The organism is Flavobacterium rakeshii, assembly GCF_009741375.1.
Taxonomy (GTDB): domain Bacteria; phylum Bacteroidota; class Bacteroidia; order Flavobacteriales; family Flavobacteriaceae; genus Flavobacterium; species Flavobacterium rakeshii.
In genome coordinates this window covers 1-25,653 of sequence record NZ_WOWP01000033.1, presented here as the reverse complement: position 1 = coordinate 25,653, position 25,653 = coordinate 1, and the positions used below count along the sequence as shown (strand labels likewise).

Below are 25,653 nucleotides of genomic sequence, written 5' to 3'. Positions count from 1 at the left end.
TTTAGTCGGTTAAATAACCACTATAACTAAAATATGAAACTAAACAAATTAACTAAGGCAGCTTTATTGCTGGTTTTTGCGGTAGCTTTTACAAGCTGTAAAACCACTACTACTGTAACAACATCGACTAAGTCAACAGCTGTTACACCAAAAAAGAAAACATTACCACCCGGACAGGCAAAAAAACTTAACGGAGATAAGAGTGCTAAAATGTACACTCCCTCACGTAACTAAACAAATAGGCGCTTTACACAGTAAAGCGCTTTTTTTGCGTAAATTTTAAAGGATAAACCAAAAATTCCATAAAAGCTGTTGTTTTAATAAGCAGTACCTTTATATCAATACTTTAGGTGTCATTTTTTATTATAACAGACTATGAAACATACATATAGCATACAGGGTATGAGCTGTAACGGCTGCCGTGGCAAAGTAGAAAAAACCTTAAATGAAATAGAGGGGATAGAAGCAAAAGTATCGCTTAATCCTCCGGTTGCCGAGGTTACTATGGAAGAACATATCCCTTTAGAAAAACTTCAGGATAGACTCTCACAGGCAGGTAATTATACAATAAGTACAGAGCCGCCAAAGGAAAATGAAAATCATCATCATCACGAACATAAAAACCACCACAACCACAATCATACACATAAGGTTGAGGGGGGTAAATACTATTGCCCTATGTTTTGCGAAGGCGACAAAACGTATGACAAACCCGGGAGTTGTCCTGATTGCGGAATGAATCTTGAAAAAGCCCCCGATCTTACCCCAAAGAAAAAGCAGTATACATGCCCCATGCACCCTGAGATAATAAAGGATGAGCCGGGGGCATGCCCTATTTGCGGTATGGATTTGGTTCCCTTAGAACCTGCTGAGGAGGAAGATGAAACCTACAAAATGCTGGTGAAAAAGTTTAAAATAGCACTTGTTTTTACCATTCCGGTATTTGTCATTGCTATGGGTGAAATGATTCCTGGTAATCCAATTTCAAGATATGTGTCACACACGGTTTCAAACTGGATTCAGTTTGTGTTATCGCTTCCGGTAGTATTTTATGCAGCTTGGATGTTTTTTGAAAGGGCCTGGGTTTCCTTCAAAACATGGAAGCTAAATATGTTTAGTCTTATTGGTGTGGGTGCTGCAGCAGCATTTATTTTTAGTGTGCTTGGTTTGTTATTTCCGTCGCTTTTCCCCGATGAGTTTAAGGGGCACGGAGGCGGTGTTTACCTCTATTTTGAAGCAGTAACCGTTATCCTGACATTAGTATTACTGGGACAGTTACTGGAAGCAAGGGCACACAGCCATACCAATACCGCTATTAAGGAACTGCTAAAACTTTCACCAACAGAAGCTACGATAGTAATTGATGGTAATGAAAAAGTAATCGATATAAACGATATAAAAGAGGGAGACATTTTAAGGGTAAAACCCGGAGAGAAAATCCCTGTAGACGGTGTAGTTAAGGAAGGCGGTAGTAGTGTTGACGAATCTATGATTACAGGAGAGCCTATACCTGTAAGTAAAAACGAGGGGGACAAAGTAAGCTCAGGGACTATAAATGGTTCAAAATCATTTTTAATGACTGCCGAAAGGGTAGGGAAAGATACTCTGCTTTCACAAATTATACACATGGTGAACGATGCCAGTCGTTCGCGTGCACCAATACAAAAACTGGCCGATACCATCTCAGGATATTTTGTACCTATCGTAATTGGTATTGCCATAATAACCTTTGTGATTTGGGCGATATTTGGAGCACAGGAGGCTTATGTATTTGCATTTGCTAATGCTGTTGCGGTACTCATTATTGCGTGTCCGTGTGCCTTGGGGCTTGCCACCCCTATGTCGGTTATGGTTGGTGTGGGTAAAGGAGCCCATAACGGAGTACTGATTAAAAATGCCGAAGCACTGGAAAACATGGCTAAGGTAAACGTACTGATAACCGATAAGACCGGTACGATTACCGAAGGTAAACCATCGGTACAAAAAGTAGTGACTGTTGGAGCTATTAATGAAAAACATCTGTCGGGTATTATTGCCTCGCTAAACCAGCAGAGTGAACACCCGTTGGCACAGGCTATGGTAAATTATGCCGATAAGCTGGGAGCACAACTAAGTCCGGTTAAAGATTTTGAGGCTGTTTCCGGTAAGGGTGTAACAGGCACTATTTATAATAAAAATATTGCCATAGGTAATAAAAAGCTATTGGAGCAAATAAATGCAACCGTTAGTGATGAGGTAGTACAGCAGGTAATAGGCGAGCAGGAACAGGGTAAAACGGTGTCTTACATAAGCATTGACGGCAAAGTAGAAGGTTTTGTTACTATTACCGATGCCATTAAACAAACCAGTAAAAAAGCTATTGCAGCCCTAATGGAGCAGGGTATTGATGTGGTAATGCTTACGGGCGATAATAAAAATACCGCTAAAGCTGTAGCCGACGAACTGGGGTTAAAACACTTTATGGCCGAATGCCTGCCTGAAGACAAGCTTAATGAGATTAAAAAGTTACAGGAACAGGGCAAGGTTGTGGCTATGGCGGGAGACGGTATTAACGATGCTCCTGCACTGGCTAAAGCCGATGTGGGTATCGCTATGGGAACCGGAACCGATGTAGCTATAGAAAGCGCCCAGATTACTCTGGTAAAAGGAGACCTTCATGGTATAGTAAAAGCAAGACAACTTAGCGAAGGTGTAATGCGAAATATAAAACAGAACCTGTTTTTTGCCTTTGTATATAACGCACTGGGTATTCCGCTTGCGGCTGGTGTATTGTATCCGCTGTTCGGGATATTACTTTCGCCTATGGTAGCGGCACTGGCTATGAGCCTGAGTTCGGTATCAGTGATTGTGAATTCCTTACGAATCAAAAACCTGAAACTAGATTAATCATGAGGAAAACAAAACAAATAGCTATGAAATTGTTTTTGCCGTTCCTGTTGTTTATAGGGTTCGTGGCAAATGCACAAAAGGTAACGGAATACGATTTATATGTAACCGATACCGTAGTAAACTATACGGGCAAAACGGTAAAGGCTATTGCCATTAACGGTACCATTCCCGGACCCGAACTGCATTTTACCGAAGGTGATACTGCTGTTATACGTGTGCACAATAATGCAAAACACGAAACATCTATACACTGGCACGGGCTACTCCTGCCAAACGAACAGGACGGTGTACCTTATTTAACTACTGCCCCTATAAAAAGTAATACCGTACACACTTATAAATTCCCCCTAAAACAGAGTGGTACTTACTGGTACCACTCTCATACCATGTTACAGGAACAATCGGGTATGTATGGTGCTTTTATCATCCATAAAAAAGGAGAACCAAAAATGCCCGAATATGTAATGCTTTTAAGTGACTGGAGTGATGAGAACCCGCACGAAATAGAACGGTCATTACACAAGGAAACCGACTGGTATGCCATTAAAAAAGGGGCTACCCAAAATTATGGCGAAGCACTGATAAAAGGACATTTAGGGACTAAATTCACTAACGAGTTTAAGCGCATGCATGCTATGGATGTTAGTGATGTGTACTACGACCGTTTTTTTGCCAATGGTGTACAGGAGCAGGAAATCCCTGAACTTAAAGCCGGAGATAAGGTAAGGGTACGTATTATAAACGGAAGTTCGTCAAGTTATTTTTGGCTTAATTATGCCGGAGGTAAAATGGCTGTTGTAGCTTCAGACGGTGCTGAAGTAGAACTTGTGGAGGTAGACCGCTTTATTATTGGTGTTTCTGAAACGTATGATGTTATTGTTACAATTCCCGAAGGTAATACTTCATATGAGCTTATGGCAACATCTGAAGACAGGATGGGACATGCTTCATTATGGCTGGGTGATGGTAATAAAAAATACATGGAGCCTATGGGTAGGCTTGATTACTTTGCAGGGATGAAAATGATGAACGACATGATGACTGTAGGCGGTAACATGAAAGATATGGGCATGAAAATGAGCCTCCAGAAAATGGATATGAATTCGGTTATGTATCCTGAACTTAAAAATCAGGATAAGCATGACCACCAGTCGATGGAAGGAGACATGAAAATGGACATGGATAAAAAAGATATGAGCGGTCACGAACACCACATGGAAATGGATATGGAAAAAAAGGATATGAATGGACATGAGCATCATATGGAGATGGGTAAGGATAAAGGGAAGCTTGTTACCCTTAATTACAACATGCTGAAATCGCCCGTAAAAACAACTTTGCCCGATAAGCCTTTCCGTACATTAAACTTCGAACTTACCGGAAACATGAACCGCTATGTATGGACAGTGAACAACAAAACCATTTCGGAAACCGATAAAATACTAATTAAAGCAGGGGAGAACATCCGTATTGTAATTACTAACAATTCCATGATGCGCCACCCTATGCACCTGCACGGGCATTACTTTAGGGTAGTGAACCAATTTGGGGAATATTCACCTCTTAAAAACGTAATTGATGTAATGCCTATGGAAACCGATGTGATTGAGTTTAATGCATCGGAAGAATATGGGGATTGGTTTTTCCATTGCCATATATTGTATCATATGATGTCGGGTATGGGAAGGATTTTTAGTTATGAAAACTCTCCGCCAAACCCGCAATTACCGGATAAGGCTGCAGCACTTAAAAAAGTGTATAATGATGATAGGAGGTATTTCCTTTCGGCAGATATAGGTTTAGAGTCAAACGGTAGTGACGGAGAAGTACGACTGGCTAATACTAGGAATTTTGCCGATTTGGAATGGCGATTGGGGTATGATGATGAGTCGGGTTATGAAACCGAAGCACACATAGGCCGTTATCTTGACAACAAACAGTTCCTGTCGGTTTATACAGGATGGGACTTTAGATACAGGAAATCAGATGATGCAGAAACCAATCTGTTTGGGCAAACCAGTACAAAAGATAAAAGGATAGTAGCCTGTTTAGGTGTTGTATATGTACTCCCTTGGTTTGTGGAAACCGATTTAAGGGTAGACCACGAAGGTAATGTAAGACTACAGTTTACTAGAGAAGATATACCTCTTACTTCACGATTAAGATTGTGGGGTAGCTGGAATACCGACTACGAATACAACGTAGGTAGTAGGTATATATTAAGTAAATTCTGGTCGCTTTCTGCACATTATGACAGTGATATGGGCTTAGGTGGCGGTATAGCCTTTACCTATTAAAAACGAATGGTGTCTATTCGTTTTTAAGCCTGTCGGTTATTTCACGTTTGTAGGTTATCCCGATAGGGATTGGAGTACGTTTAATAACTACATAATCCTTATTCACTTCATCTACCTTATTAATGGCGATAATGTAGGATTTGTGGGCTCTCATAAAAAGTTCAGACGGTAGGTTCTTTTCAAGATCGGCAGTGGTTATGGTAGCTATATAGTTTCGTTTAGAGGTTACTATTTTTACATAGTTACCATAGCTTTGGGTATACAGTATGGTATCAATAGGGATGTCAATATTATCACTGTCTACCTTAACGCTAATATTGTCGGGTAAAACCTCGGTAGATTGCTTTTCCTGTAGTTCTCCGTTTTCAAAAAATCGGTTTATAGCCTTTACAAAACGCGGATAATAAACCGGTTTAAGCAGGTAATCCAAAACACCATACTCATAGCTTTCCAGTGCAAATTCACTATATGCGGTAGTAAGTATGGTTTTTGGCGGATGCTGTAATTTTTGCAGAAGTTCCAGTCCGGTAATATCGGGCATATCGATATCCAGAAACATCAAATCGGCATCATTTTCTTTTAGATATTCTAAGGTATCTTCACCGTTAAAGGCTTCAAATACCAGTTCCAGTGATGGGTTTTGTTTTATATAATTGCTAAGCACATAATGTGCGGCAGGCTCGTCGTCTACAATTATACATCTTACGGCCTTTGTCATAATCTTTTCAGTTTAACTTTAAGGGTAGCGGTGTAGGTTCCGTTTTCCTCAATAGTCAGTTCGTGGTCGTTACCATAAAGCAGTTTAAGGCGCTCTTTGGTATTTTTAAGACCTATTTTGGTAGAAACGATATTCTTTTTCTTTACAGGAATAGAGTTTTTAACCATAAACTCAAGTCTGTCGTTATTTACATTTATATCAATATCTACAAAACAGTTTTCGGCTGTACAGGTTCCGTGTTTAAAGGCATTTTCAATAAAACAGATAAGAAGCATTGGCGGAATCTTGTAAGTATTCTCCAGGTCTATAGATGTGTTGAGTGTAATATTACATCGGTAACCCAGTCGTTCTTTTTCCAGTTCCACATAGCTGCTTACAAAGTTAATTTCGTCTTCCAGTGGTACACATTGCGTTTCATGACTTTCCAACTGATAGCGCATTAGCTGTGAAACATGCATAATAAGTTCGGGAGTACGCTCAGGGAACTGCAGGCTTATGCCATACAGTGTATTGAAAGTGTTGAAAAGAAAGTGGGGGTTAAGCTGCTCCTTAAGGGAGTTAAGCTGTGCCCTGTTATAAAGCAGTTTTTCGTTGTCCAGCTTTTTACTGTCACGGTAAAATTTAAGTATAAGGGTAACCGATAGTATACAAATAAGAGTGGCTACCAGTGTTGCTGCCTGAAAGATGTAGCTTTTCTGTTCGGAAGTTTTATAAAGAAAACAGTTTTTATAAATCCATAATGTGGCAACCTCATATAAAAATAACGAGAATACCGAAAGCAATGCCAAACTGGAAACTATATACAGTAACGGTTTATGCTTTTTTAAAAGTATAGGGAGCAGGAAAAACCTGTTTAGCTGTGCGTGCGAATATAACAAGAGGAAATAAGCACAACCCGACCATACACCGCGCCATGACTTAATTAATATCCAGTCGTTAAGAGTAAAAAGAACAAAAGAGAAAGTTAGGATAAACAGTTCCTGCCACCATTTTTTCTCCAAAATGCTTTTTATATACTTGTTCATTAATCTACATTTTACTGCAAAGTAAGCACTTATACTTTAATATACACTTAAACGCATGACGAATTCAATTCGTCATTTAAAACGGCAAATGCCCAATTGCTCATTATACATTTGTGCAGCATTAATCAATTTCTTTTAATAATCCTTACTAACTATTATTTTAAATGTACTTCAGGAAAATTATCTTGCTATTGCTTTTTTATTCCGTTTTGGGGAATTCGCAAACCCTCACACTTAAAGATGCAATAGAGACAGGAATGTCTAACTACGGCATTATTCATGCCAAACAAAACTACAGTGATGCCGCACAGCAAACGGTAAAGCAGGCTAAAAGGGATTACCTGCCTAACCTAACCTTAGCAGCACAGCAGGACTATGGTACGGTTAACGGTCAAAATGGTCCGTTATATGGTTTTGGCGGACTGGGGGTAGCCTCGTCAGGGCTTCCGCTTGCCGAACAAAACTGGAATGCTGCCTTTGGTGCGCTGTATCTTGTAAATGTCAACTGGGACTTTTTTACCTTCGGTAGGGCTAAGCAACGCATTAAAATTGCAAAAGCCGATGCCACGAGGTATCAGAAAGATTATGAACAGGAAAAATTTAACCATAAGGTTAAAATCGCAGCGGCTTATTTAAACCTGTTGGCAAGCCACAGGCTTATGATTTCGCAGCAAAAAAATCTTGAACGTGCTGAGGTGGTGCATCATAATGCAGCAGTACGTGTTAAGAGCGGACTGTTACCAGGAGTAGATTCAACTCTTGCAGCAGCCGAGGTTTCGAGAGCAAAAATTGCCTTAAACCAAATTAAGCAACAGCTAAAAATTCAAAATAATGAGCTGGCAAACTACATGGGTATCGAAGCAAGGGATTTTGATATCGATACCACTTTTGTGACTAAAGTACCGGGCGGACTTTTAACTGCCGAGGTGCAAAACGACAGCCTTAACCCTATACTGGAATTTTACAGAAGCAGGATTGAGGTAAGCAAAAGCCAGCTTAGTTTATATAAAAAAGAGTACTATCCTACTTTTTCATTGTTTGGTGTTTTTCAGTCACGAGGTTCGGGCTTTAATGCTGACTATTCCACAAATCAAAACTCCTATACCAAAAATTATTTTGACGGTATAGACCCCGTTAGGAGTAATTACCTGCTGGGGGTAGGAGTTACGTGGAATCTCACCACTATAGCCCGTTCTTCTAAAAAAGTGGCTGCCCAAAAGCTAATAGCACAGGGACTACAGGAAGAATATAATGCCATAAGCAATGAGCTTAAAACCCAGATTGATGCTGCCAATACCCGCATAGATTATGCTCTGCAAAATTATGATGAGGCTCCGCAACAGGTAAACGCTGCACAGCAGGCATACAATCAACGCACGGCACTGTACAACAACGGGCTTACCAATCTTGTTGATGTAACACAGGCATTGTATACCCTGAACAGGGCAGAGACCGACAGGGATGTGATTTACACCAATGTATGGCAGGCGCTGCTCATGAAAGCAGCCGCAACGGGCGACTTCAATCTTTTTATTAACGAATTCTAACAGCATCAGATAATGAATTTAATCCGATTTGCACTCCGCAAACCCATATCCATACTCGTGCTCGTTGCCGGATTGTTCTTTTTCGGTATCGGGGCAGTGAGAACGGTTAAGGTGGATATCCTGCCAAAAATGAACATGCCGGTACTTTACCTGGCACACCCGTTTGCAGGTTACACGCCCGACCAGATGGAATCTTACTTTGCAAAAAACTATATCAATATAATGTTGTTTGCCAATGGTGTAAAATCCATTGAAACCAAAAATCTTCAGGGGCTTACTCTAATGAAAGTAAGCTATTATGAAGACACTAATATGGCACAGGCAGCAGCCGAATTAAGTGCACTGGCAAACAGGATACAGGCTATTTTCCCACCAGGGTCACAACCGCCGTTTGTTATCCGTTTTGACTCGTCTACACTCCCTATCGGGCAATTGGTCTTGAGTAGTAAGGAACGCAGTAATAACGAACTTCAGGATTTGGCAAACGTATACGTGCGTTCGTCATTTACCTCAATTCCGGGATTATTGTCTCCGGCGCCTTTCGGCGGTAGCCCAAGGACTATCGAGATCAATGTAGACCCAGCACAGCTTAGGGCACATAACCTAACGCCAGATCAGGTTGTAGAGGCCATTAGGCTAAACAACCAAACAGCACCTCCGGGTAATGTAAGGGTAGGTGATATAAATTATTTGACCCCAACAAATAATACCATAAAGAATATAAAGGATTTTGAAAAAATACCGTTGTTTAAAGGCGGAGTTCAAAACCTGTACCTTGGTGATGTGGCTACTGTAAAAGACGGTGCCGACGTTACCACCGGTTATGCACTGGTAAACGGAAAAAGATCGGTTTACATAAACATTGCAAAAGCCGGAGACGCCTCTACATGGGAGGTGGTTAAAAACCTTAAAAAGGCACTACCTAAAATACAAAGTACCCTGCCGGAAGATGTGAAGGTAAGTTATGAGTTTGACCAGTCGGTATATGTTATCAACTCGGTTAAGAGTCTTATTACCGAAGGGATTATAGGGGCGGTACTTACCGGGCTTATGGTTATCCTCTTCCTTGGGGACAGGCGTGCGGCACTTATTGTAATCCTAACGATACCAATATCAATCATATCGGGTGTATTCTTTCTTAAGTTGTTCGGGCAAACCATTAACCTTATGTCCCTAAGCGGACTGGCACTTGCCATAGGTATACTGGTGGATGAGAGTACCGTAACCATTGAGAATATACACCAGCACCTCGATATGGGCAAACCCAAGGCTCTCGCCATTTGGGATGCCTGTAAGGAAATAGCACTGCCTAAACTGTTAATATTACTTTGTATACTATCGGTATTTGCACCTGCATTTACCATGATGGGTATACCGGGAGCTTTATTCTTGCCATTAGCACTGGCAATTGGGTTCTCCATGATAACCTCATTCCTTTTATCACAAACCTTTGTACCTGTTATGGCCAACTGGTTAATGAAAGAAGGCGGACATGCAAAACACGACCATGCCCATTCACATAATGAGAAAGAAGCTGCTGCTGAGAAGCAGGCGTACTCTGAACGTGAAGATTATGATGATAACGGAAAAATAAGCCGTTTTGAAAAATTCAGGATGGGCTTTATGAGGCTTATTGACAGACTTATGCCGAAAAGGAAAGCTATTGGTATAGGTTACCTGCTTGGGGTATCGGCTATAGCGGTTATGATACTGGGTGTAATAGGTCAGGATGTATTCCCTAAGGTAAACTCAACCCAGTTTCAGTTAAGGCTTCGTGCTCCCGACGGTACCCGTTTGGAACGTACTGAGGAGAAAGCCGTTAAAGTACTCCACGAAGTGGAAAACATGGTAGGGCAGGAGCATATAGGTATCTCCTCTATGTATGTGGGTACACACCCTTCGTTATTCTCGGTAAACCCTATCTATCTTTTTATGGCAGGTCCGCATGAGGCAGTACTACAGGTATCGCTTAAAGACTACCATGCCGATATGGATGACTTTAAAGATGAGTTAAGGGCTAGAATCAAAAAGGCTGTGCCCGATATGAAAGTGTCTTTCGAACCGATTGAACTTACCGATAAGGTATTGAGTCAGGGATCGCCTACACCAATAGAGATACGACTGGCAGGTAAAGATAAAAAACGCAATGAGGAATATGCCGAAAAGATTATGGCAAAAATGCGTGATGTGGAATACTTTAGAGATGTGCAAATTGCACAGTCTATTCATTATCCGGCGCTCGATATTAATATAGACAGGGTTAAGGCAGCACAGCTTGGGGTAGATATGAGTGATATTTCACGTTCACTTATCGCCTCTACATCATCATCTCGTTATACCGAAAAGAACACCTGGATTGACGAAAAGGCCGGACTGGCATATAGTGTACAGGTACAGGTACCTTTAGATAAAATGAATACTAAGCAGGATATATCTGAAATTCCTGTGTTACGAAATTCGGCAAGGCCCGTACTTAGTGATGTGGCTACCATTACCGAAAGCGAAACACATGGTGAGAATGATAACGTTGGGGCTATGCCTTATATCTCTATCACTGCCAATATAGACCATACCAACTTAGGTACGGCCTCAAACGAAGTAAATAAAATCATCGCTTCTCTTGGCGAATTGCCAAGGGGACTCTTTATAGAACCGATAGGGCTTAGTAAAGTACTAAGTGAAACTATGGATAGCCTTAGGGTAGGATTACTGGTAGCCATTGTGGTTATCTTCCTTATGCTTTCGGCAAACTTCCAGTCATTTAAAGTTTCGCTTGTTGTACTTACTACGGTACCTGCGGTAGTACTGGGAGCATTATTACTGCTATTGGCAACAGGATCTACACTTAACTTACAGTCGTATATGGGTATAATTATGTCGGTTGGTGTGTCTATTGCCAATGCGGTACTCCTGGTAACTAATGCCGAACAGCTCCGCTTGGTTAGCGGTAATGCATTACAGGCAGCAAGAGAGGCAGCATCTATACGTTTAAGGCCTATTATTATGACCAGTGTGGCTATGATAGCCGGTATGTTACCAATGGCTATAGGACACGGTGAAAGCGGTGAGCAGGTTTCTCCGCTGGGTAGAGCAGTAATTGGCGGACTAATGTTCTCAACCTTTACAGTACTGGTAATCCTTCCGTTAATATTTGCCTGGGCACAGGGCAAGGCAAGTACGCAGTCGGTATCACTGGATCCGGAGGACGAAGAAAGTAAGTTTTATGTATCACCATCAGAAAGATAATATGAAAAGATATTCAGTTAAAAACACCATACTATTACCGGGTTTGCTCTTATTGATGGCAGGCTGCGGAAAAACAGACAAGGAAGCCGTAACAGAAAGTAAGGCTCCTGTTTTAGAAACATTTAATCTGCAAAAAGAAATACTATCTTCAAGTGTTTCCATTCCGGCAGAAATGACAGGTTTTCAATATGTAGACCTGTATGCTAAAGTGAGCAGTTATGTAAAAGACCTAAAGGTAGACATAGGTAGTAAAGTGAAAAAAGGAGAACTTCTTATTGATCTTGAAGCGCCTGAGATTAGTTCGCAACTTGCAGCCGCCGAATCACAATTACACAGTCAGGAAGCAGTATATACAGCAAGTAACAGTACTTATAACCGCTTTTTGGAAACCAGTAAGGTAGAAGGTACTATTTCTAAAAACGATCTTGAGGTGGCACTGTCACGTAAAAATTCTGACTATGCTAAACTTCAGGCAGCAAAAGCCGCCTATAAGGAAGTACAGATTATGCAGAGCTATTTGCAGATAAGAGCACCGTTTGACGGAGTGGTAACAGCTCGTAACATTAATACCGGCGCTTATGTAGGGCCTGCAGGTAAAGGATCAGAACTACCCTTGTTAACCGTACAGGACGATAAAAAACTCCGACTTTCGGTAGCAGTGCCCGAGACGTATGCGGCTTACCTTAAACACGGTGACAGTATAAGTTTTACAGTAAGGTCACTACCTAACCAAACCTTTAAGGCAAAAATTGCAAGGATGTCGGGCGCGCTTGATGCAAGGCTACGATCTGAAAGGGTAGAAATGGATATAGAAAACAATACTTTATTAATGCCCGGAATGGTTGCCGAGGTAACATTGCCTTTAAAATCTACAGACAGTACGTTTGTAGTATCCAAATCGGCAGTAGTAACCTACAGTGAAGGTACTTTTGTGGTGCAATCGGTTAACGGAAAAGCCCACAGAGTTACTGTGAAAAAAGGAAGAACCGAGGGTGATAAGGTAGAGATTTACAGTGATAGCTTAAAAGAAAATGACAAGCTGGTTAAACTTGCCAGTGAAGAAATAAGAGAAGGTTCAGCCTTGAATTAATTTGAGGCAGGTTGGTTGATTTGGTAAGGGAGCTTCGGCTCCCTTTTTTTATGGTTATTAATTATACATTTTGTTACTAAAACGTATTTTTTTTTGCTTCTTGTTAAAAAGCCACGGAAACCATGTTGATATTAGTAAAATTTTAAATCCTTAACATTTAATTAACTATCTTGCGGGTGAGATTTTACACAAACCATACCTTAAAAATTACCCGCTTTGAAAGAGTTAATAAAAAAAATAGTGCCCCTGTTTTTATTATTTCCCTATATACTGTTTTCCCAGAATATAAGGCATATTTCTGTGGCAGACGGTTTGCCTCAGTCATTCGTATCGGGTATTGTTGAAGATAAGGATGGCTTTATATGGGTAAGTACCCATAACGGATTAGCAAGGTATGATGGGCATCAGTTTAAAATCTTTCAGAATAAACCTAACGATACCACATCCATTTCCACTAATTTCATTACGCAATCTATAAAAGACAAGCATAATAATTTATGGTTAAGGTATGATAGCGGTGCCATAGATATATTTGACATGGCAAGCCATAAAATAAATCATATCCTTACAACCGATTTTCTGGACCATAATAAGTTGGAAATATACAGAAGGGGCTGGCAGGTAGCGTCTGACTGTTCTTTTTGGTTTACAGGTAAAGACAACACTGTTTTTAATTTTTTGCTGCCTGAAAAGGGACAGGAAAATGTAAAAGTATCCCAATATGAATTTAAGGATACAACTGTACTGGCTATTAAGGAAGACAGTAAGAAAAATATGTGGGTACTAACAAATAAGGGGTTAAGCAGATATAATGCTTCTCAAAAAAAGTTTGAAAACTTTGAACTTCCTTATAAAGCAGATTTTGATAATAACTTTGACTTTGGGGAAGAGATTCCGCGACTTACCGAAAGAAAGAACGGTGAGCTGATATGGTTGGATAAAAACAATTTGTACTTTTTTGATTTTTCAAAAAAGAAATACAGTAAACTGAATTTACCTGAAAAAGCTTCCTTTAATGGGAAACTGCTTACTGAAGCGCCCGATGGTAAAGTATATTTTCAGATAAACAAAACAATATACAGTTATGACGATAAACTGGGTATTGAAAAAAGTACTTATATAGATGTTATAAACGATAGGGATACTCAGGCATTACTGGTAGACGGGTCGGGACTTTTATGGCTTGGGGCTAATACGGGTGGAATATACCAAATAGATTTCCAAATAGACTTTGAAGTTTTTAAGTATAAAAAAGATTTTGCTGTCGATTTGCTTGAAAAAGAACTGGGAATATCGGTATATCATTTTTTTAATATAAGTGCTACCGACAGAGGGTTGTTACCTCCGGCTTATTATCTTCGCTCAGTACACGATGGTAAAAGGGGGATAACCTGGATAGCCATGAACAGAACGGTGGGGTATTTTGACGATTCTGACAAGAAACCGCAAAAGCTACCTGTGTTACCAACGGAGGTGTATGGAGAATTCAGGCCAATAAAAGGGATAACACTCTCAAATGAGAACAGGCTTATTGTTATAGATGAAGATAACAATATTTATGGCTGTAAGGAAGATATGTCTGGCTGGGAAAAGTTGTTTACGAACCAACAGGTTAAAAATAAATTAGGTTTTATTGTTAATCCTACAGGCATATTGGCAAGAGATAACAAACTATGGGTAACAACCGAATATAGCGGCTTACTTCATATTGATGTTAAAAAGGTCAGTATTGAACATTTTGCAAAAGATGAGCCCAATCCGCTACCTGTAAATAAACTGTATGGTATTATGCCCGACAGGAAACAGACAAGTCTTTTTTGGATTGGAACTTCACAGGGGCTTTTAAGTTTTGATAGTAATACTTTTAAAACTAAGTTGTTTTCGGTTGAAGACGGGTTACCAGATAACATAATCTATTCGGTTTTAACCGATAGTGAAGGGTATGTGTGGATGGGAACCAATAAAGGCTTGTGTAGGTTTGACTCAAAATCACTAGAGGTAAGAACGTTTACCGAACGCCATGGATTACCATGTTATGAGTTTAACAGGTTTCATCAGTTTTCATTTCCTGATGGTAAAATCGCATTTGGAGGTATAGAAAGTGGGGTAGTGTTTAATCCGTTGTCCATAACAAATGATTTATACAACCCCAATACAGCGATAACAGGTATTAAAATTAATAACGAGCCTTTTACAGGGGAGAGTGCTGAAGCCGAAAATACAATTACGAGTATAGACTTGCCTTATAACCAAAATACACTATCGGTAGAATATGCTGCACTTGAATTTAGCCAACCACAGGATATACAATACCGTTATAGGCTAAAAGGCTATGATAATGACTGGATACCTGCAGGAAAAAAAAGAGAAGCTATTTATACAAAAGTACCTCCCGGAAATTATCAGTTTGAGGTAAATGCTACCAATACAACCGGAAAATGGAGTACTAAAATTAAAGCCATTGCTATTAAGATTTCTCCTCCGTGGTGGAAAACGTGGTGGGCATTTACATTATATATTATTGCGGCTGTTGCATTAACCGTATTGTTTATTACTTACAGTATAAAACAGGGACTGGTAAAAAATGAGATATTACTTAAACAGAAAGAAGCACAACAGCTAAGAGAAATGGATGAGGTAAAAAGCCGTTTCTTTTCTAACATAACCCATGAGTTAAGAACTCCGCTTACCCTTATTATGGGACCGGCTGAGCAGTTAAAAACCATTAATGATAAGGAACAACAGGAACAGTTATTATCTATTATAAGCAAAAATGCCAATAGCCTGTTAAACCTAACCAACCAGTTACTGGATATTGCTAAGCTCGAAGCAGGCGCTTTGAAGCCTTATATGTTATGGGGGGACATTGTTACAGCTGTTAAACAGGTAATTAATGTGTTTAGCGAGGAAGCATCGGCTAAAAATAATGAGGTTGTTTTTGAAGGCCCACAAACAGCCGAATACTTTTTTGCGCCTGATATACTGGAAAGAATACTTTATAATCTTCTGTCAAATGCTTTAAAATACAGTTATATAGGGGATAAAGTTTTTGTACGCTTAACAGAAACCGATAACGGAGTAATTCTTGAAGTTCAGGATACAGGTAGAGGTATTCCAAAAGAAGAACAGTCTAATATTTTCAATAGATTTTATCATATTGATGGAGAGAAAAAAGAAGTAGGTACAGGTATTGGATTATCATTGGTAAAAGAATTGATTGAAATACAGGATGGTACAATAACCTTTACCAGTAGTGATGCACAGCAGGATCATGGAACATTGTTTACGCTTTCGCTTCCTTACAAAAAGGCGACTGAAACTGAGACAGCTAAACCTGAACTCCAGGTGGTTGAAGATCAAAATACAGAGGCATCTTCAGATAAGCCTGTTATATTACTCGTAGAGGATAATAAGGAGCTTGCAGCATTTATTGAAGGCAGTCTTAAATCTCACTACAATGTGCATCATGCTTTAGACGGGCGTGTGGGGATAAATTTGGCACTGAGTATTATGCCCGATTTGATTTTAAGTGATGTACTCATGGAGGGAATGGACGGTTTTGAAATGTGTAAGTATTTAAAATCAGATATTAACACCAGTCATATTCCGGCTATACTCCTTACCGCAAAATCAGATTTGGGAAGTAAACTGGAGGGACTGTCCTATGGTGCAGATGATTATATTACTAAACCCTTTAATATATCAGAACTTTTATTGCGTATTGAAAACAGGCTTGAACTTCAAAATAAACAACGTAACTTTTTATATAAACAACTGCAATTACTGCCTCAGGAAACCCAACAGGAAATTACTGTGGCAGAAGATCCGTTCCTGCAAAAAATGTATGATATTATTGATAGCAGATTGGATGATGAAACTTTTAGTATGGAAGAGCTTGCTTCATCATTAAACATGAGCAGAACGAGTTTACACCGAAAAATTAAATCACTTACTAATATGAGTACAGGTGAAATTGTAAAGGTGTACCGACTAAAAAAAGCTGTTTTATTGCTTCATGAAAACTACAACATATCTGAAGTTGCTTATAAAACCGGATTTGGAAGTCCGTCATATTTTACAAAATGCTTTAAAGAGGTATATTCCTTAACGCCAACGGAATATCTTCAAAAAAGTGCGGGTTGAAACAATTATTACAGTATTTGAAACAATAGTTATATAGTTAAAGTTTAAAAAATGTGAGGTTTACACCTTTAACAATTCTTTAAACTTTATTTTAACTATGAGTAAAACTACATTTTCTGGAAATGCTTATTTCTCTGTTTCCTATTTTAAAAATATTTTCAAATTTTTGATGGTTAGTTTCCTTTTAACAGGGGCATCAAAAATGAATGCACAGCAAACTATTACTGTGTTTGATGAGGTGCTTTTTTATGATGGGTATGCAGCAACTGTAGATGAGCCTGTTCCTGCCGGAGTATTTCGTTTAAGCAATTCCTGTTTTACGCGTAAACTTACTAATGATGAGTTAGCGCTTTTCGGAAATACGCTAACAATGAACATCACTATTAAAGCTGCGTGTGATAATTATGACAGGATAGGTAATGTTAACCTGGCGCTTGTCCCAAAAGATCAGGAGTCTTATGCTTATGGTGAAGTTGAGCGTGTTGAGCTTGGTCGTTACATTACTCCGTTTATGAATAAGAATGTACAGCCGGATGAAGTTCCTTATACATTTGAAATGGATAATGTAGCTCAAATTTTTCAGGATCCTACTGTTTTAGCTGATTACGATTTATGGATTGAACTTGAGCTGTTTGGAGTTCCTTATGCAGCTAACGAACAGGTTGCAGGCTGTGCCGGAAGAAGCGATGTGTTTTATGGTACCCTTGAGTTTGTAACCGATGTTGATACAAGCGTTGAATATGGTGATAATTTCTTTTTACCGCTTTCATTTAAGTATGCTTTAAGAGATTATACGCTTGAGGGTACAGATGTGCTTGGTGAAACAGTAAGAACAATCAATTTTACGCTGGAGGAAGATGTTCCAAATGCACATTTTTACCTTATTACTTCAAACCACGGTGCTAACTCAGGAGGAGAGGAGTACATAAGAAGATGGCATTATATTTATTTAGATGGTGAGGAAGTACTTAGTTACAAACCAGGAGGAATATCTTGTGAGCCTTTTAGATATTATAATACTCAGCCAAACGGTATTTATGGCAGCAATACTATGACACCTGCACAATGGGCTTCATTTAGTAACTGGTGTCCTGGGGATAAAATTCCTATTCGCGTTATTGAACTTGGTGATTTGACTGCCGGTGAGCACTCGTTTAAAATTGATGTTCCAGATGCTGTATTTAATGGCGATCAGGGTGAATTCCCTATGTCTGTATACCTACAGGGATTCAGTATGACACTAGATACTGATGACTTCACTACTATGGATTTTAGCCTTACACCAAATCCTGTAAATAATGTACTAAATATTAACGTACAGGAGACTGATGTTGAGAATGTTGTAATAACATCTGTTACCGGACAAACCGTATTTGAAGCTAAAGCGTCAACACTAGACCTTTCTTCACTTCAAAGCGGTGTATATATTGTAAAAATACAATTTGCTAATAACCAAACTGCTGTAAAAAAGATAGTTAAAAACTAATCATTGTTAAAACTGTTTAGCGGGGATAAATATTATTTTTATTTAGTCTAAATAGTTTTAATTTTGCAGCAACAAAACCAAAAACCAAATCATTATGAAAATCAACTTTACTAGAAGAGATGCCGTGCATACTATGCACAGGGCATCAAACTTTGTAAGGAAGAACTATACCCCATCACTACTGGGACTGTTCTTACTTGCTGCCGGGCAGGTTTCTGCTCAGGAACCTTATAACGAAGCTGTAACAATTACTTCAGGATTTAACCATGACATTATTGCTAATGGAGTAGGTAATGCATCTGAGAGTACAGATATGAGCTTTGATCAAACCAATACACGTGCATTGGTGTCATTAGATTTTCAGGCTACATCAGGAGCTACTTTCCCTACCTATGGTTTACCTGCAGATGGAGTTGTAAACAGTGCCACTACCACTGATGTTACTTTCCAGCTTGCAGATTACTCGGGTAATAACGCTTTGTTCCTTACACCCGATTATGTAGGTACAGGTACAAACACAGGAACGCTTGAGTTTTCGGCTCAAAATGTAACCGATGTATATTTCCTTGCAGCTTGTGCAGGTGGCGGTATGCAAACACTACCATTTACCGCTACTGTAAACTTTAGTGATGCAACCAGCCAAACGGCTTCACTTACTGTAAACGACTGGTACAATGGTACCGGTACTGCAATACAGGGTATAGGAAGGATAAATACAAGCAATAATAACCTTGAAGGTGATGCTTCTAACCCGAGGCTTTATGAAATAGCTTTAGCGATAGATGAAGCTAATCAGGAAAAAACGGTTACCGGTATTACTTTCACATTTAATGGTGACAGTACTGCAGAATGGGCAAGTGAAATACGTATGTCTGTACTGGCAGTAAGTGTAACAGCTACAGAGGTTGTTAATTCCGGTGAGTGTGTGTTTACTCCGTTAACATTAACAGGATTTAATCATGATGTGGTTGCCGAAGGTACAGGTGGAGATGCTAACGATAAAACAACACATCCTGTAGACGGTGCTAATGCATTTTATGCTCAGGATTTTGTTCCTACAAATCCTCACAGTTCGGGTGCTAGTGCTGCTGCTTATGGCGGAGGTTTTCCAAATGATGGTTTAATATCAAGCAGTGCTACAGAAGGTTTAACGTACCAGTTAGCTTCTTATACTGAAAATAACGGACTTGTATTAAGAAATACTACCAGTAATACAGGTACACTTGAACTTACAGAGCAGAAAAAGGCAGAGAAAGTATACATCGCATGGGTAAGTGCAGAAAATACTAACAATGTGGATGTTCAGGTTAATTTTACCGATGGTACTTCACAAATATTTGCAAACCAAAATGCTACAGACTGGTGGTCTACAAGTCCTGATGCTGCTACGGTTGCAATGGGAGGTATAGGTAGAATATCGGTTATCACTACAGCAGCATGGGCACCGTTAAACAGTTTTAGCGGACTTACACAAACCCAGCTTTTCCAAACAGAGTTTACGCTTGATGAAGAAAATCATGATAAGCTTATCAGCTCTATTGAATTTACTAAAGAAACATCTGCAAACCCGGCAGCAACTACCGCTGTAATTGCAATTAGTATTTGCGAAACACAATCGGTTACAGTAGAGCCTTCAGTAGTAATCACTACTCAGGATGAAGTACTTCCTGAAATTATTGTAAACGAAGGTACACTTCAGTTAGAGGCTGCTGTTACTCCGGAAGAGGAAACTGTAGTTTGGACTGTAGAGCAGGGAGCTGAATATGCTACTGTTGATGAAAACGGACTTGTAACTGCTGTTGCAGATGGTACTGTGGTAGTGAGAGCTACACTTTCTTCGGATGAAACAGTATACGACGAAATCGAAATCACAGTTTCTAACCAAAATATTGATGTAACAGCTGTTGAAGTTGTTGTTGAAAATGATGCAGAAGCTACTATCACTACTGAAAACGGAACCCTGCAGCTTTTAGCAGTAACCACTCCGGAAGATGCTACAGTTACCGATGTTACATGGAGCGTAGAGGCAGGTACTGATTTTGTATCTGTAGACGATAACGGTCTTGTAACAGCTCTGGCTAACGGTACTGCTACTGTAAGGGCTACCTCTGTAGATAATACCGATGTTTATGGTGAGCTTGAAGTAGTTGTTAATATTGGAGCACTTGGTACAATTGATTTCAATGCTAATGTATTTACAGTATATCCTAATCCGGTATCATCTACTTTATACATCAAAGCTAACAGTACTGTTAATGAGGTAAAAATATACAATATGCTTGGACAGCAGGTTTATACTGCTGCTACAGGTGAGGTTAATTTACAGGATCTTCAGGCGGGCTATTATGTTGTAAAAGTAAGTTTTGATAACAATACTACTGCTACAACAAAAATACTTAAGAACTAAACCTTAACTAAACTATAGCTGTGTAAATCGGTTCCCTTAAGGTTGTTTAATCTTAAGGGACTGTAGCACAGTGATTCTTCATTTACGGAAATGAAAACTATAACGAACATAATTAACTACAAACTATAAAATCTTATGAAAAAGATAGCAGGAAATTTATTCATGCTTTTCATGCTCTTTACAGCCATGAGCAGTTATTCGCAGTTGGCTCAGGAAGGGTTTGAAGACACCTCTGTCTGGCCACCTACAGGCTGGAATATTTATAATAATGGAATTGGGCCTGTACAGGCATGGAAGAGAAGTGAATTAGGTAATGATGCATTACCTCCTCACGAAGGAAGTTATGCAGCCCTTATTGAGAAAGAAAATGTAATTGGAGATGTGCCGGCACAAGACTGGCTGGTTACACCATTGGTATTACTACCGAATAATGCACAATTACGGTTTTTCTCAAGATTAAGTATGAATGGTGACGATGGTAGTTTATACCGTATAATGGTTTCTACAGATGCAGACCCTTCAAACTTAACAGCTTACACTCAAGTTGAAGAATGGACTGAACTGCAAATAAACCCAATTCAGCAGGAATATACCGAAATAGTAGTTTCGCTTTCCAGCTTTGCAGCCTCTACAAATGTTTATATCGCATTTGTAATGGAAGGTGATGATGGCGACCGCTGGTTGGTAGATAATGTTTCGGTTACAGAAGAATGTATTGCACCAACAAACCTTGCCGCAGATAATATCGGTACAGAAACTGCCGACCTGTCTTGGGATGCCGGTCTAGCTGGTGAATGGGAAGTAGAAGTACTTCCTACTGCCGATGTCCCTACAGGTACAGGTGTATCGGTTACCGGAACAGCAGAATTTAATGCAACACTTCTTACAGAAAATACGGACTATAAGTTTTATGTAAAAACAATTTGTGAAGAAGATGTAAACGAGAGCAACTGGGCAGGACCTTTCTTTTTTACTACGGTAGGATTAGGTGATACCTGTGCTGCTCCAATTGAAATTACGTCACTGCCATACTCTGCTACAGATAATACTTCGAACTACGGAGATGATTATAGTGGTTCAGCAGGTTCCTCTGGTTGTGGGTCTACATCTAGTTATTTAGACGGTGATGACGTTGTATATGCTTATACACCTGCTTCAGATGGTGTAATAAGTTTAGATTTAGATGATTTAGGTACTTATGTAGGTGTGTTTATTTATGATGATTGTGCTGACATAGGTAATAACTGTTTAGAAGGTGTAGTATCTGGCTTTACTTCACAGCCACTTTCGCTGTCAACTATTGCTGTAACAGGTGGTACTACTTACTATATAGTTATATCTACTTGGGCATCACCACAATCTACACCTTATACCTTAACGGTACAACAGGTGAACTGTCCTCCTCCTACAGGGCTATCGGCTTCAAATATGGGGTTAGCCTCTGCCGATCTTACTTGGGATGCTAATGGTTCTACCTCATGGGAAGTAGTAGTGCAGGAAGAAGGAGCAGGTATACCGGCAGGAGCAGGTACAACAACTACTGTGAGTACAGATTATAATGTTACTACAGAGTTTGACAGTACTCCATTAGTATCAGCTACAAATTATGAATATTATGTAAGAGCAGATTGTGGCGATGGTACATTTAGTACATGGTCTGGTCCTTTTGTATTTAGTACAACAGTTTGTGATGCTGCAGATCAGTGTACATATACTTTTGTACTTACTGACAGTTATGGTGACGGATGGAATGGTAATACTATAAGTGTACTTCAAAATGATGTTGAGGTAGCAGTATTAGGGCCGGGCTTTACAGGATCTGGACCTTATGAGGTTAATGTACAGGTGTGTAATGATATGCCTATAGAGATTTTCTGGAATTCAGGAGGTAGTTATGCTTATGAAGTGGGACTTATTGCCAGAAACGGATTCAACCAGGATTTCTATACTAAACCTTCTGGTACAGGTTCTCAAAATACGTCATTGTATACAGGAACTGTAGATTGTGACGAACCACTATGTATAGCGCCAGTAGGAATTACAGTTTCAAATGAAACAACAACAAGTGTTGATTTGTCATGGAATGATGTTCCGGGGTCGTATGAATATTTTTATGTTGAAGCTGGTGAGCCGGCACCATCGGCAACAGATGCCGGTACTACAACCACAGAAACTTCGGTTACGATTAATGATTTAGATCCTTCTACAAACTATGACTTTTATGTAAGATATGTTTGTGCAGATGATTCTCTTACTGATTGGGCAGGTCCTACAAGTGCACATACAAATGTTTGTGATCCTGTAGATCAGTGTACATTCACTTTTGAGATGACCAGTGAAGCCGGAACCGGCTGGCAGGGTAATACCATGACGGTTTCTCAGGGTGGTGTAGAGATTCAGGTAATAGGTTCAAGTTTTACCTGGGGTACATCGGCAACCGTAGATATTCCGCTTTGTCCGGATGTTGATATTGAGGTGTATTGGAACACATCGGGTTCTAACCCGGCAGATAAAGGACTGATTATTTACAGTCAGTATGAAGATATTTACTCAAAACCGGCAGGTTTGGGAGAACAGGGTACAATAGTAATTGCAGGAACGGTTTCTTGTGACGAACCTACATGTCCAAAACCACAAAATATAACATTGATATCTACTACTTCATCATCGGCTACATTTAGTTGGGACGAAATGGGAGATGCTGGTACATGGGAAGTATGGGCACTTCCTTCAGGATCGCCTGCTCCAACAGAAGCAGGTGAGGAAACAACCCAAAACCCTCATACAGTTACCGGACTTGATTCGGCTACAGAATATGTATTTTATGTAAGAGCTAATTGTGGCGATGCCGATGGGTATAGTACATGGACAGGTCCGTTTAGCTTTATTTCAGCTATTGAGAACGATGAGTGTGACGGGGCAGTAATGACACCTGTAAATACTACATATGAATGTGTTGATTTTACAGAAGTATCATTTTTAGGAGCTACTGCCTCTACAGAGCCGGTTTGTACCGGTGTTAATGGTGGTGATGTATGGTATGAATTTGTTGCGGGAGACCCAACACATATTATTACTCTTAGTAATTTTGAAGTAGGTAACGCTTCTGCTCAGCCATTTGTACTTGCTCTTTATGAAGATTTTTGTGGTGATGCACTTGGCGAACCACTATATTGTAGTGAAAACAATGCTATTAATGCATTAGGATTAACGGTAGGTGCCACTTATAAAATAAGAATTTCCCTTAATTCAACTACGCCAAACAATTCATTACATGTAAGTGATCTTTGTATTACAACTCCTGATAGTAATGGTAACGGAGCTTCTCAGTGTTTAGTAACAACAATTAACTCTGATTTTGAGGAGCCGCTATTTGATTTAGGAGGATGGGCTATGTTCCACCAAAATGCAGTGCCGGGCTGGAGAACAACAGCTACAGATGGTATGATAGAATATTGGGGAGATGGCTTTAACGATGTACCTGCTTATAGCGGTAACCAGTTTATAGAGCTTAATGCTAATCAGGTAGCAGGTGTGTATCAGGATTATGTTGCACCTCCGGGAACTGTTTTTGAATATGGATTTGCTCACCGTGGGCGTATGGCTGTAGAGACCTGTCAGCTTAAAGCAGGTCCTCCGGGTGGACCATATCTTCCGGTAGGTGACCCTGTTTCTACAGGTACTACTGACTGGAGTTATAATACAGGTACTTATATTGTTCCTGCAGGTCAGGATGTAACACGTTTCATTTTTGAATCAGTTCCTACAGCCGGAGACCCAACAATAGGTAACTTCCTTGATGCTGTTACATTTAATGCCAATACAGGTATTGTTACACCAAGCCCGCTTAATATAGACTGTTCTGATCCGGTAGCTAATATTGAAGCTATTGGTGGAGGTACGTGGGTAGCTTATGATAATAACCCTTCTACAACTTTGATAGAAGACCCTAACAGTAATGTAACTACAATTACAGGATTTACAGTTCCGGGTGATTATTATTTTGAATGGTCTACACCTTTCTGTAACAGTACACTTGTAATAACCTATTCTACAATTGATATTCCTGCTCCTGTTGTTAGTAATGTTATGTACTGTGAAGGTGCAGTTGCTACAGCTCTAACGGCAGAAATATTGGAAGGATATACTATTAACTGGTATGATTCTGAAGACGGTGTGGCGCTTACTGAAGCTCCAACACCAGATACATCTATTGCCGGTACAACTACATATTATGTAAGTCAGTCTAACGAAAACGGATGTGAGAGCCCGCGTGCAGCTATCGAAGTATCAGTTATCGCTATTCCTGTTGCAGATGTAATAGAAGATGTTACTGATTGTGATGCTTTTGTACTTCCTACGCTAAGTGAAAATAATAACTATTATACTGGTCCTGATGGAACAGGCGATATGCTTGCTGCCGGAGATGAGTTAACAGAGGGACAAACGGTTTACATCTTTGCTCAGGCTCCTGGTACAGACTGTTCTAGCGAAAGTAGTTTCGTTGTAAATATTGTTCCTACACCTATAATAAGCGTTAACCAAGGCTGTGAAGGCGGAATTTATATGCTTGAAGTAACTCTTGATGATAATTATACAGAAGCTACAGTTAATATTGACTGGACTGATGCCAGCGGTGCTACCATCGGTACAGGTTTAACAGCTACAGCTACAGAGATTGGTGTTTACACCGTAACAGTAACTCCTGTAGGAGGTGATATCTGTTCTTCATCATTTGAACTTACTGTTGATAATGTTGCCTGTATGATTCCTAAAGGTATCTCTCCAAATGGAGATACTATGAA

Annotated in this window: 12 protein-coding genes; 10 read left to right on the top strand and 2 right to left on the bottom strand. The window is 39.7% G+C overall.

From position 1 onward, the window contains the following. Nucleotides 1–33: 33 nt before the first annotated feature. From GN157_RS09465 to GN157_RS09455, 3 genes are all read left to right on the top strand, one after another. Complete coding sequence (locus GN157_RS09465) at nucleotides 34–234, top strand: hypothetical protein (RefSeq protein WP_157483173.1); 201 nt, start codon at nucleotides 34–36, stop codon at nucleotides 232–234. Between the two features lie 141 nt (nucleotides 235–375). Beyond that, nucleotides 376–2,886: a heavy metal translocating P-type ATPase gene (locus GN157_RS09460; protein WP_157483172.1), complete on the top strand. Its 2,511-nt coding sequence runs from the start codon at nucleotides 376–378 to the stop codon at nucleotides 2,884–2,886. 26 nt (nucleotides 2,887–2,912) lie between these two features. Further along, on the top strand, nucleotides 2,913–5,186 hold the full coding sequence (locus tag GN157_RS09455; protein ID WP_157483171.1) for a multicopper oxidase domain-containing protein: 2,274 nt from the start codon (nucleotides 2,913–2,915) through the stop codon (nucleotides 5,184–5,186). A 13-nt stretch (nucleotides 5,187–5,199) separates the two neighbouring features. On the opposite strand, the gene GN157_RS09450 is transcribed toward GN157_RS09455, so the two are convergent. Both GN157_RS09450 and GN157_RS09445 read right to left on the bottom strand, forming a co-directional pair. Next, the gene (locus tag GN157_RS09450; protein WP_157483170.1) at nucleotides 5,200–5,904 is read right to left on the bottom strand and encodes a LytR/AlgR family response regulator transcription factor; all 705 of its coding nucleotides are present in this window, start codon (nucleotides 5,902–5,904) and stop codon (nucleotides 5,200–5,202) included. Further along, a complete protein-coding gene (locus tag GN157_RS09445; RefSeq protein ID WP_157483169.1) occupies nucleotides 5,901–6,929 on the bottom strand; it encodes a sensor histidine kinase in 1,029 nt (342 codons plus the stop codon). Before GN157_RS09445 ends, GN157_RS09450 begins: the two co-directional genes overlap by 4 nt. 191 nt (nucleotides 6,930–7,120) lie before the next feature. On the opposite strand from GN157_RS09445, the gene GN157_RS09440 reads away from it, so the two are divergent. The 7 genes from GN157_RS09440 to GN157_RS09410 form a co-directional block, all read left to right on the top strand. Further along, entirely contained in the window at nucleotides 7,121–8,476 is a 1,356-nt protein-coding gene (locus GN157_RS09440; protein ID WP_231749110.1) for a TolC family protein, read from the top strand. A gap of 12 nt (nucleotides 8,477–8,488) precedes the next feature. After that, a complete protein-coding gene (locus GN157_RS09435) occupies nucleotides 8,489–11,722 on the top strand; it encodes an efflux RND transporter permease subunit (protein WP_157483167.1) in 3,234 nt (1,077 codons plus the stop codon). 1 nt (nucleotide 11,723) lies between these two features. Next, the gene (locus GN157_RS09430; protein WP_157483166.1) at nucleotides 11,724–12,812 is read left to right on the top strand and encodes an efflux RND transporter periplasmic adaptor subunit; all 1,089 of its coding nucleotides are present in this window, start codon (nucleotides 11,724–11,726) and stop codon (nucleotides 12,810–12,812) included. Nucleotides 12,813–13,028: 216 nt separating this feature from the next. Then, nucleotides 13,029–16,955 carry a hybrid sensor histidine kinase/response regulator transcription factor gene (locus GN157_RS09425; RefSeq protein WP_157483165.1) on the top strand — a complete coding sequence of 1,309 codons (3,927 nt, stop codon included), beginning with the start codon at nucleotides 13,029–13,031 and terminating at the stop codon, nucleotides 16,953–16,955. Between the two features lie 97 nt (nucleotides 16,956–17,052). After that, nucleotides 17,053–18,441, top strand: coding sequence for a peptide-N-glycosidase F-related protein (locus GN157_RS09420; protein WP_157483164.1), 1,389 nt, complete (start codon nucleotides 17,053–17,055; stop codon nucleotides 18,439–18,441). Nucleotides 18,442–18,535: 94 nt separating this feature from the next. Beyond that, the gene (locus GN157_RS09415; RefSeq protein ID WP_157483163.1) at nucleotides 18,536–20,848 is read left to right on the top strand and encodes an Ig-like domain-containing protein; all 2,313 of its coding nucleotides are present in this window, start codon (nucleotides 18,536–18,538) and stop codon (nucleotides 20,846–20,848) included. A 135-nt stretch (nucleotides 20,849–20,983) separates the two neighbouring features. After that, the coding region (locus tag GN157_RS09410; protein ID WP_157483162.1) for a fibronectin type III domain-containing protein at nucleotides 20,984–25,653 on the top strand (4,670 nt) is incomplete at its 3' end.

Bases quoted from the DNA above. Each gene is read 5' to 3' on its own strand.
- GN157_RS09445 (WP_157483169.1), bottom strand. From the start codon at position 6,929: ATGAACAAGTATATAAAAAGCATTTTGGAGAAAAAATGGTGGCAGGAA.
- GN157_RS09430 (WP_157483166.1), top strand. From the start codon at position 11,724: ATGAAAAGATATTCAGTTAAAAACACCATACTATTACCGGGTTTGCTC.
- GN157_RS09435 (WP_157483167.1), top strand. From the start codon at position 8,489: ATGAATTTAATCCGATTTGCACTCCGCAAACCCATATCCATACTCGTG.
- GN157_RS09415 (WP_157483163.1), top strand. From the start codon at position 18,536: ATGAAAATCAACTTTACTAGAAGAGATGCCGTGCATACTATGCACAGG.
- GN157_RS09450 (WP_157483170.1), bottom strand. From the start codon at position 5,904: ATGACAAAGGCCGTAAGATGTATAATTGTAGACGACGAGCCTGCCGCA.
- GN157_RS09465 (WP_157483173.1), top strand. From the start codon at position 34: ATGAAACTAAACAAATTAACTAAGGCAGCTTTATTGCTGGTTTTTGCG.
- GN157_RS09460 (WP_157483172.1), top strand. From the start codon at position 376: ATGAAACATACATATAGCATACAGGGTATGAGCTGTAACGGCTGCCGT.
- GN157_RS09420 (WP_157483164.1), top strand. From the start codon at position 17,053: ATGAGTAAAACTACATTTTCTGGAAATGCTTATTTCTCTGTTTCCTAT.
- GN157_RS09455 (WP_157483171.1), top strand. From the start codon at position 2,913: ATGAAATTGTTTTTGCCGTTCCTGTTGTTTATAGGGTTCGTGGCAAAT.